Annotated in this window: 12 protein-coding genes; 2 read left to right on the top strand and 10 right to left on the bottom strand. The window is 48.4% G+C overall.

Annotated elements, in window-relative coordinates:
• Window positions 1-382 precede the first annotated feature (382 nt).
• On the top strand, window positions 383-1,006 hold the full coding sequence (locus M3212_RS16315) for an NUDIX hydrolase (RefSeq protein ID WP_251195043.1): 624 nt from the start codon (window positions 383-385) through the stop codon (window positions 1,004-1,006).
• Here M3212_RS16315 and M3212_RS16310 read toward each other — a convergent pair.
• The 3 genes from M3212_RS16310 to mtnN form a co-directional block, all read right to left on the bottom strand.
• Entirely contained in the window at window positions 1,003-2,505 is a 1,503-nt protein-coding gene (locus M3212_RS16310) for an MDR family MFS transporter (protein WP_251195042.1), read from the bottom strand. The two genes, M3212_RS16315 and M3212_RS16310, sit on opposite strands and share 4 nt — an antisense overlap.
• 227 nt (window positions 2,506-2,732) lie before the next feature.
• The gene (locus tag M3212_RS16305; RefSeq protein WP_251195041.1) at window positions 2,733-2,972 is read right to left on the bottom strand and encodes a YrhC family protein; all 240 of its coding nucleotides are present in this window, start codon (window positions 2,970-2,972) and stop codon (window positions 2,733-2,735) included.
• 90 nt (window positions 2,973-3,062) lie between these two features.
• Window positions 3,063-3,755 carry a 5'-methylthioadenosine/S-adenosylhomocysteine nucleosidase gene (mtnN, locus tag M3212_RS16300; protein ID WP_251195040.1) on the bottom strand — a complete coding sequence of 231 codons (693 nt, stop codon included), beginning with the start codon at window positions 3,753-3,755 and terminating at the stop codon, window positions 3,063-3,065.
• Window positions 3,756-3,885: 130 nt separating this feature from the next.
• Between mtnN and M3212_RS16295 the strand changes: the two genes are divergently transcribed.
• Entirely contained in the window at window positions 3,886-4,092 is a 207-nt protein-coding gene (locus M3212_RS16295) for a DUF2536 family protein (protein WP_251195039.1), read from the top strand.
• A 92-nt stretch (window positions 4,093-4,184) separates the two neighbouring features.
• Here the strand turns inward: M3212_RS16295 and M3212_RS16290 are convergent, their stop codons facing one another.
• The 7 genes from M3212_RS16290 to M3212_RS16260 form a co-directional block, all read right to left on the bottom strand.
• Window positions 4,185-4,802 carry a YrrS family protein gene (locus tag M3212_RS16290; protein ID WP_251195038.1) on the bottom strand — a complete coding sequence of 206 codons (618 nt, stop codon included), beginning with the start codon at window positions 4,800-4,802 and terminating at the stop codon, window positions 4,185-4,187.
• Between the two features lie 202 nt (window positions 4,803-5,004).
• The gene (locus M3212_RS16285; RefSeq protein WP_251195037.1) at window positions 5,005-5,211 is read right to left on the bottom strand and encodes a hypothetical protein; all 207 of its coding nucleotides are present in this window, start codon (window positions 5,209-5,211) and stop codon (window positions 5,005-5,007) included.
• A 74-nt stretch (window positions 5,212-5,285) separates the two neighbouring features.
• Entirely contained in the window at window positions 5,286-6,518 is a 1,233-nt protein-coding gene (locus tag M3212_RS16280) for a CapA family protein (protein WP_251195044.1), read from the bottom strand.
• Window positions 6,519-6,629: 111 nt separating this feature from the next.
• The gene (gene allB / locus M3212_RS16275; protein WP_251195036.1) at window positions 6,630-8,027 is read right to left on the bottom strand and encodes an allantoinase AllB; all 1,398 of its coding nucleotides are present in this window, start codon (window positions 8,025-8,027) and stop codon (window positions 6,630-6,632) included.
• Window positions 8,005-8,964: a dihydroorotate dehydrogenase gene (locus M3212_RS16270; protein WP_251195035.1), complete on the bottom strand. Its 960-nt coding sequence runs from the start codon at window positions 8,962-8,964 to the stop codon at window positions 8,005-8,007. Before M3212_RS16270 ends, allB begins: the two co-directional genes overlap by 23 nt.
• Entirely contained in the window at window positions 8,961-9,746 is a 786-nt protein-coding gene (locus M3212_RS16265; protein WP_251195034.1) for a dihydroorotate dehydrogenase electron transfer subunit, read from the bottom strand. The genes M3212_RS16270 and M3212_RS16265 overlap by 4 nt, the downstream gene beginning before the upstream one ends.
• A complete protein-coding gene (locus tag M3212_RS16260; RefSeq protein WP_251195033.1) occupies window positions 9,746-11,005 on the bottom strand; it encodes a Zn-dependent hydrolase in 1,260 nt (419 codons plus the stop codon). The genes M3212_RS16265 and M3212_RS16260 overlap by 1 nt, the downstream gene beginning before the upstream one ends.
• Window positions 11,006-11,104 lie beyond the last annotated feature (99 nt).

Here is an 11,104-nt window from a genome sequence, read left to right as displayed (position 1 = left end):
CTTCGATGATGAGATGAAGTGGTCGGGAAACCAACTTTATCCTATCATGAAGTGAGGTTTTTTTAATACCACGCTAGAAGCTCTTTTGAACCCCCGGCATAGCCAGGGGTTTTCTAAACCACTAAAAAAAGAGAGCGATTCGATAACCGAATCGCTCGCAATGGGGGAGAGTAGAGAGAACATTTTGGAAGCTAGGTCAATGACCTTTCCTGCTATTAATGTACACCACTCCTGACATCGTTTCAGCTTCTTTGGCATATCTTCTTACATATAAATTTCATTTATTTTGAAAGGGATGCTTCATTGCAGGAGCATTCCCGCTAAGAACGCTTACAATCTGTGGTATACTTTCCTATAACAATAACCTACTGGAGGCATTGTCATGAGAGACCTATCTGAAATTGAAGCCAGGCTTGCCGGCCGATCAGCTGGCGTGATCGCTCAAAAAGACAGTTTGAATGCCGCTGTTATTTTGCCGCTTGTCGACATCGATGGAGAACTGTCGGTGCTGTTTGAAGTGCGCGCCCATCATCTGAACAGCCAGCCGGGGGAAATTTGCTTTCCAGGCGGGCGGATTGATGCCGATGACCCGACCCCGCAGCTGGCGGCAATGCGCGAGGTTACCGAAGAACTTGGTCTTAAGCGCGAGTATATTAAGCCCCTCGCTCCGCTCGATGTTCTTGTCACCCCATTTCGCGGCATCATCTATCCATTTGCCGCTGTTTTGGAGAACATCGAAAGCATTAAGCCGAACCCGGCGGAGGTTGACCATGTTTTTACCGTCCCCCTTTCCTTTTTGTACACACATGAGCCAAAACGGTATGAGATGAACATTCATTTTGAGCCGGATGAACACTTTCCACTTGAACAAATTTCAAACAGCAGAACGTATGCTGCGCGGAAAAACACGCTGACTGAATTTTTTTATTACTATAAGCAATATGTCATTTGGGGTCTGACGGCACGAATCCTGACCCACTTTCTTGAGCTGACAAGGCCGGACTAATGCTCCTGCTTTTCTTCAACCTGATCTTTTGGCAAAAGCAAGATAAAGAGAAAACTGAGGACGGCGAAGACCGTTAGCGCGAGAAAGACCACGGCCAGGCTGGACGAGAGTCCTGCCTGCAGAAGGCTCTGCTCCCCCGGGCTGAGCAGAACCCGCTCTTCTGCTTCAAGCAGGCGGTTAACCGTTTCGATAGACGGTTCGATCGATAGGGCTTCTCCTTCCCGTTCAAGAAAAGCACGCAGCCGATTGTTCAAAATCCCTCCTAATAAAGCCACGCCGACAGCTCCACCAAGCAGGCGCATGAACAAATTCATCGCCGTCGCTTCCCCTCTCGCCTTCCAATCCACGCTCGACTGAATCGACACGACAAACGTCGTTGTCGAAAAGCCGAGACCTGCCCCAAGCATAAAAGAGCTGAAACCGGCCCACCATGGATTCGGCAGAAATGCCGTCAGCAAATAATAACCGAACGCTCCTGCCAAAAGGCCAAAGCCGCCGATTAATGCCGTGACGCGAAAGCCGGTTTTCAGCATCATTTTTCCGGCAATTGTTGAAGCGAGCGGCCAGCCGATTGACATCGCCGTCAGCGTTAAGCCGGCGATGAGTGGAGATTGCCCAAGCACCCCCTGGACGTAGGTCGGCAAAAAGCTTGAGACCGCCATCAGCATCGCCCCGGATGTGAAGGAAGCCAGATTGGCATATCGTATTTCCTTCTGCCGCCAAAGGGAGAAGGTGACAATGGGCGCAGCCACCCGGCGCTCGTGATAGAAAAACCAGATCAGGCAGATGAGTGACAAACCGCCCAGCAGGAGAAGCTCTGTTCTGGAAAGAATCATCGTCCCGTCAAATTGGACAAGAACGACCATCAGCGCGCTGATCGAAACGAGCAAAAGACCCGCTCCGCCAAGATCAAGCGACTGCCGTTTCCTTTCGACATTTTCATGGAGGAAGAAGATCACAATCCCCATCGACAGGACACCGAAAGGTACATTCATCCAGAACACCCACGACCAATTCACATACTGCATGAAAAAAGCACCGAGCAATGGCCCGGCAATGGCGGACACTCCCCAAATGCTTGCCAAATACCCTTGGATGCTGGCCCGTTCTTCCTTCGTATACATATCGCCAACGATCGTCGTCGCGATTGGCTGGACGGCCCCTGCTCCGAGCCCTTGTAAAACCCGGCTAATAATAAGCATTTCCATCGTGAAGGAAAATCCACAAAGCAACGAGCCAATTAAAAAAACAATGATGCCGATTGAAAAAATGAGCTTTCTCCCATAAAGATCGGCCAGCTTTCCATATAACGGAATGGCGACAACCTGCATTAACAGATAGGAAGAAAAGACCCAGCTGTATAAAGAAAATCCCCCCAGATCGGCGACAATTCCCGGCATCGCCGTCGCGACAATTGTTGCTTCCACAGCCGCCATAAACATCGCCAGCATGACAGCTGCCAGGACAAGCGGTCTATTTGTTCGCTTTTTTTCGTCCATTCCACACTCTCCCATTTTTACAGTTACTCTGACAAAGACTCTTTTGTCATTTTAATACAAATTGCCCTTCCATCAAAGAAAACTTTTTCATCATTAAGCAGAGCAAGCCGATCAACCTACTTTCGCCCGGCTCTAGCAAAAGAGACAGGATACCACCTAGAGCAGATCATATTCTGAAGGCAAATAAAAAAGCCGCCCCTCATCTCATGAAGCAGCAGCTGACGAATTTATGATTGTTGATCTTCCTGTAGTTGCTTTTCGGCTTTCATCGCCATGCGATGAAAGAAGGCGGCGAGCGCCAATGTAAGAAAAACAGCCGCAATGAACAGCTCAGGGTGATGCAATGCGAGCCCTTGAGCCGGAACGAGCAGGCCGATGAAAAGAAACATGCTTAATGCTACTAAAATAAAGCCGAAGCGCTTGTAATCTGTCACTTTATCTTTTAATGCTTTCTGCTGTTGATCCATCTCTGACTTCCCCCCATCCTCCTTCAATTCTATCATGAATCGTCAGGAGGATCGTATGCAATCTCCGTTAAAGGAGGAAGACGCTACCACTTATTGCAATGCCTCGACCATTAACAGTACCTGCTTCGCGGAATGCACGGAGGCTGTTTCCAAAAATTGATCATAGGACACTTTCGCATCGCTTCCGGCGATGTCCGACAGTGAGCGAATGATCACGAAAGGCATCTCAAATTGATAGCAGACTTGCGCAATGGCCCCCGCCTCCATTTCGGCACAGTAAGGATTGTTGAATATCTGCTTTAACTCCTCGACCCGCTGATGGTCGCTCATGAACGAATCACCGGATACGATCAATCCTGTGACGGCGTGAATGCCGACCTTTTCAGCAGCCTTTTGCGCCACTTCGACCAGCTTCTCATCTGGCGTATAGTAAGCCGGCATTCCCGGCACCTGACCAAATTCATAGCCGAAAACGGTCGCTTCAACATCGTTGTAACGGACCTCAGTTGAAATGACAATATCACCGACCTTCAATTGCTCATGGAAGCCGCCGGCTGATCCTGTATTAATAATGCATGTCGGCTCAAACAGCTGGATCAACAGCGTTGTGCCGACCGCCGCATTTACTTTGCCAATCCCTGATTTCAGCAGGACCACTTCTGTGCCGTCCAGCTTCCCCTGATGAAACTCGCAGCCGGCAATCGTTGTATCCTGACGATCATCCAGCTTTCCTTTAATTAATTCCACTTCCTCGTCCATCGCTCCGATAATCCCTATTCTCACACGAAACACTCCTTATCCATATCATCAAACCTATTATACAGGTTTCATTTTCATTTGCACGCATCTTTGCTAATATATAAAAGAAAAACCCCTAGCGGAAAGGCAATTTTGCGAAAAAAGGAGAAGAGAGATGACCATTCAATTAGACCGAATCGGAGACAAAATTGAATTCTATGAAGCTTTTGATCTACACACACTCGAAACATCGGTAAACGACAAAATCGAACAGAACAAAGCGTTGCTGCTGCGCGTCCACTCCGTCCAGCACAGCGTCTACCTCCATCCGAAAACGGAACGACCCGTCTACACGGCTGTAGTCCACTATAAAGAGCTTTAGAAAAAAGGTTGACATTTACCTTTTTTCTAAAGCTCGAAATCGTGTAGTTTGCAAACTTCGCACACTACCATATTCTTTCGCCTTCGCTTCTATTATCCTCTGCGGTATGGATTGGTTGTGAGCTGTTGCTTGTCAACCGGCATCCAGCCTCTGCCATCAACCCATTCAATAAACACTTCATACGGCTGTTCCTGACTGTCCGGCGCACTGACAACACCGCGCGCTCTCGTTGGACTGCCGCCATTTTCGAGACGCCAAACGATCATATTTTCTTCCAGACCTGTGGCATAGCGTAAAGCTCTTTCCATCTCATTCCAATTTGTGCTACCTTGGGTGAAATCAGGCGTGAACTCACCTGTCTGTGAAGTACCGACCGGCTCCCACTCTCCGTCCGGAACAGGCTCTAAATCCTGTTCTTGATCGCGATCAATCTCTTGCTCATCTATCTCATCTTCCTGATCCGCCGGCTCTCGCTCTTCCGCCGGTTCCTCCGGCTGTTCAACAGGCTCAGCTGGATCGGTAATTGACTCTCGCTCTGGTTCTTCTTCAACAGGATCCTCTTGATCAAGTGCTGCTTCCTCAGAAGGAGATGATCCAAAAAAGATCTGTGCTCCAAATACAAGGATCAGAAGGACAACGACCCCAATCGCTATGTTTAGTATCCGATTGATCCGCTGCTTTTTGCGTTGCTCAAAACGATACCCTTGCATAACTCCACTCTCCTTTTCCTATCTCTCATCCGTATTATACAAGAACTTTCTCCAATTGGCGAGGTAGGCTTTACAACCATGTCTATTTAACCAGCATCCGATTTCCGGACAAATCGCCTGCCATTCTAGCGAAAAAAGGATGCATCAACAGGCTTTGATCACCTTTTGATACATCCTTCCAGGGCGTAAACAGGTCCCTGTCTTAGTTATCGGTAAAGTCACTCGGCTCCAGCAGATCAAATTCCTTTTTTAAGGCCTCATAATCCAACTCAAGCAGCTCGCAATACTTTTTTACATTTTCAAAGAAATTTGCCGTTTCTTCATCGACTACGAGATCGCGTTTGTACGAATATAAATTGATCAGCTTATAAAGCTCGCTGAAATAACTCACTCTTTCCACTTTACTCATCATCTCACCTCATTCTTTGCGACATTTTGTATGAATCCTATTATCGCATAAATTTGCCATTAAGAGAATGGGGATTACAGAGATACGTGACCAACGCCGTCTTTAATCGTGATTTTCGTTCCGTAAGGTTCCGATAAGCGCTGCAGGTCATAGAGAACATCAAGTTGGTCAGACAGCTTCGGCCAGCCACGTTCATAGCGGGGCAGTCCGAAACCGAGCTCAATCGGATATAAACGTAAATTTGTCAGCTTGCCATCTTCCATATCCCAGAGTGGCACAACCGACTCCCATACTTTTTTATTCACGCCAAGCCCTCTCGTACCGTTGGCGCTACGGATATCGAGAGCGTCAGCGACCGTCGCCTCCCCCTCGATCCCATACTGTTCGTAAAAGTCGTGCGGAAGAGTCGTCACCGTGTCATTTTGAAAAATAAAATTGCCAAGGCTGTAGAAAATCGGGCGATTTTTATAGATTTCAATCCCGCGGACAATATGGGGTCCATGACCGATAACGGCATGCGCACCTTCATCGATGCAGAGCCGGGCGAAGTCTTCGAGAAAATCAGGAGCAACATCCTTGCGTCCCTCTCCCATCTCGTGCGTATGAATGCTCATCAGCACGTAGTCGGCTTGGCGTTTCGCATCGGCAATCGCGGCTCGGATTCTTTTTACATCGCCTTCATGCAAATGGCGCTTCATCCCCTCTTCCTCACTAAGCTCAAAGGAATAATCACCGAATTTATATTGGGCACCAGCCAAAGCAAAGCCTTCTTTGACAGCTAACTCCTGCTCGGCATTAATGCCAGTAACCGCGGCTACCTGCTTAAGATGCTCCATATTTTTCTGATTTAAATAGAACGTCGTTTGATAACGGAGCGGATTGACACCAGGGCGTCCAAGACTGTCTCCCCGCTGCTTGCCCGCGCGCCAAAACTCATGAAAAGTTGACGTGGCACCAATGATCGCGATTCTTCCAGCAGGGCTTTCCAAATATTTTGGCGCAGCCGCCGCATCAAGATGCTTGCCAACACCGGCATGGACAAACCCGGCCTCGTCCAAATAGCGTTCCGTTGCCTCAAGCCCGCCGTACAAATAATCCAATGTATGATTATTCGCCCATGTTACGCAGTTAAACTGATAATACTTCAAATCGCTCAGAACGGCTGGAGGCGCGATCGCCCATGTCCCCCCGCTCATCGCCGAAGGATAGCCTTCATAATGATGAGTCGTCACTTCAAGATTGGTAAAGCGGCAGTCCGCCTCCCCGATTAATGATACTAACCCTTGATCCTGTTCTTTTTCCGTCATTCTTCTCGTAATAAAACTGTCTCCGGTAGCTACAAAACGCACTGTCGTCTGCTCCTTTATACGTAATGATGAAAGACCGTTGCCCGGACTTGTGCGGCACTTCTAAAACGTTTAGATTGTTCTTGGATTAATCAGTTGTCCAACAGGCATCGTAGTCAACTCGCCTTCGGCCATCACAACATGGCCGCGGACGATCGTATAGACCGGCTTGCCCTTCACCTGAAAGCCGTCATAAGCGGTTACTTTGCTTTTGCTGTGCAAATCTTCGCGTCGCAGCGTATATTCCTGCTCCATATCGACAATCGTAATGTCGGCATCTGTTCCGACGCGTAAAGAGCCTTTCTTCGGATAAATATCAAACAGTTTCGCCGGTGCTTCAGCGAGTAGGCTCGCAACATCAGCGCGTGAAATCTTGCCATTCGCCGCGGCGTCAAGCATTAATGGGGCAAGCGTCTCTACTCCACACATCCCTGCCGGAATCGACCAGAGATCGCCATCCTTTTCTTCCTCGGTGTGCGGTGCGTGGTCTGAGCAGACAAAGGAAATCGTGCCGTCCTTAATTCCCTCCCACAGCGCTTCCTGATCCTTCTTATATTTAACAGGAGGATAAACCTTCATCTGTGGACCGACCTTATCATAGTCTTCAGCCGATAGGAACAGATAATGCGGACAGGTTTCCGCTGTGATTGGATAGCCTTCCTCCTGCGCCTGACGGATCGCCTCAACCGCCTCTGCGGTGCTGACATGAAGGATATGAAGACGGGCGCCTGTTTGTTTCGCCATCGCAATGCCGGAATGAACTGTAAGCTCCTCGGCCAAATTAGGACGTCCTTCAAGCAGGTCCTCGTAAGTACGGCCGCCGCGCGCCTCGACTTTATTCGTTAAATGCTGAATCAAATCATTGTTCTCGGCATGGATCGCCAGCATTTGACCTGTTTTCGCGACTTCAGCAAACATGTCATAGACGTCGCCGTCGCCAAATGGCGGTATAACATCTTCCATTCCGGTTTTATAGTTATACATTAGCTGGTATGTTTTCGCGTGAACGGCATAGCCCCAGAAAAATTTAAAGCCAATCACACCGGCTTCGTGCAGGGAAGCGAGCTTATCAAGATTTAAATGTCCGAGGCAAATCGCCCAGATACCGTAATCGACAAACGCCTTGCTTGCCAGATTGTCGACCTGCTTCTGAAAGTTTTCAGGATTGTTAATCGGTGGATTGGTGTTCGGCATTTCAAAAACAGCTGTAATACCGCCGGCTGCCGCCGCCAAGGTCGAATGATAGAAATCCTCCTTGTAGGTTGCGCCCGGATCACGGGAATGAACGTGAGTATCCATAAAGCCTGGGAATACATATTTTCCGGCTGCATCGATTGTTTCTGTCGCTTCACCAGGAAGCTCTTCAGTTGTAACTGCCTGAATCACTCCATCTTTAATAAACAGATTCGCGCGAAACTCTTCCTGATTTGTGACAACCGTACCGTTTTTAATAACTAAGTCCCATTTCATTTAGCTCCACTTCCTTTATCTCTTTTTGAATGTGAACCTGACCAATTAACTCCTGAATATCCGTAATATGATGACGCTCCATGTAGGCTTTTAAATCCCGTAAAATGTCAATCATCGCCGTCGGCTGAATAAAGCTCGCCGTACCGACCTGAACGGCGCTTGCCCCGGCAAGGATCATTTCTAGCGCATCCTCGGCTGTTGAGACGCCGCCACAGCCAATAATCGGAATCTTAACCGCCTGCGCGACTTGATAAATCAGACGGACGATAATCGGTTTAACCGCCGGGCCGGAGAGACCTCCCATAACATTGCCAATCTTCGGCTTTCTTGTCTCTACATCAATCGCCATCGCCAGCAGCGTGTTAGCTACATTTAAAGAATTACTGCCGCCCGCCTCTGCCGCTTTGGCAATCTCCTGAATGCTCGTAACATTTGGTGTCAGCTTGCTAATAATCGGCTTATCGGTAACGGCGCGTACCTTCTGGACGAGCTTGTACGTTAAGTCAGCATCCATCCCGAACGCCAGACCATTTCCTTTTAAATTTGGACAGGAAATATTTAATTCAAGCGCGTCAACCCGGCTGTCTGCTGCAAGAATATCAGCCAATTCAGCAAATTCGTCAACTGAGCCGGCCGACAGGCTGGCAATAAGCGGCGTATCAAACTGGGCGTAATAAGGAACATAATGCTCCATGTAATACTCAATTCCCTTGCTTTGAATCCCGATTGAATTAATCATCCCCGCCGTTGTTTCACAAACGCGCGGCGTTGCATTACCAGGTCTTGCTTCAATTGTAATGCTCTTTGGCACAAGCGCGCCAAGCTGATTAAAATCAATGATCTTATCCATCTCAGGACCGAATGCACCCGATGCCGGCATGATCGGATTTCGTAACGTTAGTCCGCCAATATCAACTGCTAATTTTAATTCCTTCATGCTAACACCACCTTTTCTAACGGGAAAACAGGTCCTTCATGGCAGACGCGGACACTTTTCACGTCATCGCCTTCCCGAATATCGCATACACAGGCAAAACATACGCCCATCGCGCAGCCCATATGCTCTTCAAGCGCAATTTCTCCCGGCAGCTGATGCTCGATCGCCAGTCTTTGCATCAGACGCGACAGCCGCTTTGAGCCGCATGTGTACAGAGCATCAATCGCCTGAGCGCCCATAATGTTCCCGATCAACGCTTCGACTTTTTCAACATCGCTCGTGCCTGATTCATCCGTTACTTTATAAACGCTGACGCCCAGCCCTTCAAGAAAATCAGCAGCAAGCAAATCATTTTCACTGCGGGCGCTGAGAATCGCATGAACCTTTTTCCCCTTTTGTGCCGCTTCAAAAGCGAGCGCCGCTAATGTCGCGACTCCTACTCCTCTTGCCAGCAGCAAAATCGAGTTGTATTCATCCTTCAGATCAAAGCCGACCCCTAGAGGACCGAAAATGTCAATCTTCTCGCCTGCCTTGAATTCCGTCATTTTTGTCGTGCCAAGCCCTTTTACGAGGTAGAGAAATTCAAGCGTCTTCGCCTCATCGTCAATGCGGTACACGCTGAGCGGTCTTCTCAAAAAAGGATAGACGCTTTGTTCACAAAGAATATTAAAAAACTGACCTGGGTGCACCTTCTCGCCGATTTCGCTTGTATCGACTGTCATATGCCAATAACGTTCACTCACTTGTACATTTGTCAGGATCGTGACTTGTTGTGCTTTCATTATGCTTTTCTCCTTTTACTCTTGTTGTTAACTTCAATGGCATACGCTAAAACGGCTTCCTTCATGACTCCAATGCCTGTCACGATATCTCCAGCCTCTGTAAATTCGTCCGGGTGATGGCTAAGCCCATCAACGGAAGGAACAAATAACAGCGCGGTTGGCCAGCGTTTCGCCATATACATCGAATCATGGCCCGCCCCGCTTGGCAAAAAGGAATACGGTATACGCTGATTTTCACAAATCGTCGCCATTTTTTTGACGAGCATCTCATCCATCATGACCGGCTCTTCTTCTGTTTGCCAATCAATCGTCACCTTTACTTTGCGTGACTGCTCCACTCTTGCAATTTCCTGCTTAATCGCGGCAAGGACGCGCTTTCTTGATTCCCCATTCGTGCTGCGGATGTCAATCTTGAGCGATGCTTTTCCCGGAACGACATTCATGGCTCCCGGCAAAACATCGACAACACCAACGGTCGCGACCGTTTCATACTGCTCTTCGGCAAGTGCTGCCTTTTCCACAACCAGTGACAATTCGGCTGCCGCCAGAAAGGCATCGTGCCGGTTCTTCATCCCTGTTGTCCCCGAGTGAGAGCTTTTTCCGTCAATGGTAAGTGATAGTCGCATCGGGGCGGCAATCCCTGTCACGACGCCGATCGTTTTTTTTCGATCGATTAATTTACTGCCCTGTTCAATATGCAGCTCAAGAAAGACTTTAATGTCCTCTTTGCTGCGGGCCGCTTTCGTCATTGACTCAAATTGCAGTCCCTGCTCTGCCACTACTTCTTGGATTGAACGATTATCCTTATCCTTCAAGGACCGAAGCGAATCCAAATCAAGAAAACCTGTCATTGCTTTGCTGCCGAGCGTTGAAGCATTAAACCGCGCCGATTCCTCACAGGCAAAGGCAATGACTTCAACGGGGTGCAGCGTATTGATTTCCTCCTCTGCCAGCATTCTGACGATTTCCAGCCCGGCAATCACCCCAAGTGTTCCATCATACTTTCCTCCGTTATAGACCGTGTCGAGATGAGAACCGACCGCCACAGCAGGGAGGGACGGGTCAATTCCTTCTTTCCGGGCAATTAGATTGCCTGCTTCATCTTCTCTCACCGTCATCCCAAGCTGCTCGCACTGTTCGCGCAAAAATTGCTTGGCCTGTCTTTCCGCCTCCGAATAGGCAATCCGTTCCATGCCATTAGCGGTTGCGCCTAATTGACTAATTTTTTCTAATGTTTGAATCACTCGAATTCTATTCATGCAAAACCACCCTCAATTTATTCGTAGTTGTTTCTCATGCTGTTATACATTCCGTTTTAAGCGGTGGTTAACCTTTGTTCATTCAGATAACAATCCGAA

Origin of the sequence: Halalkalibacter oceani, from assembly GCF_023715705.1 — a bacterium.
GTDB lineage: Bacteria > Bacillota > Bacilli > Bacillales > Bacillaceae_D > Halalkalibacter > Halalkalibacter oceani_A.
This window is presented reverse-complemented; position numbering and strand designations above follow the sequence as displayed.

Coding starts and splice junctions, on each gene's coding strand:
- M3212_RS16315 (WP_251195043.1), top strand. CDS start 383: ATGAGAGACCTATCTGAAATTGAAGCCAGGCTTGCCGGCCGATCAGCT.
- M3212_RS16310 (WP_251195042.1), bottom strand. CDS start 2,505: ATGGACGAAAAAAAGCGAACAAATAGACCGCTTGTCCTGGCAGCTGTC.
- M3212_RS16305 (WP_251195041.1), bottom strand. CDS start 2,972: ATGGATCAACAGCAGAAAGCATTAAAAGATAAAGTGACAGATTACAAG.
- M3212_RS16295 (WP_251195039.1), top strand. CDS start 3,886: ATGACCATTCAATTAGACCGAATCGGAGACAAAATTGAATTCTATGAA.
- M3212_RS16290 (WP_251195038.1), bottom strand. CDS start 4,802: ATGCAAGGGTATCGTTTTGAGCAACGCAAAAAGCAGCGGATCAATCGG.
- M3212_RS16285 (WP_251195037.1), bottom strand. CDS start 5,211: ATGAGTAAAGTGGAAAGAGTGAGTTATTTCAGCGAGCTTTATAAGCTG.
- M3212_RS16280 (WP_251195044.1), bottom strand. CDS start 6,518: ATGACGGAAAAAGAACAGGATCAAGGGTTAGTATCATTAATCGGGGAG.
- allB (WP_251195036.1), bottom strand. CDS start 8,027: ATGAAATGGGACTTAGTTATTAAAAACGGTACGGTTGTCACAAATCAG.
- M3212_RS16270 (WP_251195035.1), bottom strand. CDS start 8,964: ATGAAGGAATTAAAATTAGCAGTTGATATTGGCGGACTAACGTTACGA.
- M3212_RS16265 (WP_251195034.1), bottom strand. CDS start 9,746: ATGAAAGCACAACAAGTCACGATCCTGACAAATGTACAAGTGAGTGAA.
- M3212_RS16260 (WP_251195033.1), bottom strand. CDS start 11,005: ATGAATAGAATTCGAGTGATTCAAACATTAGAAAAAATTAGTCAATTA.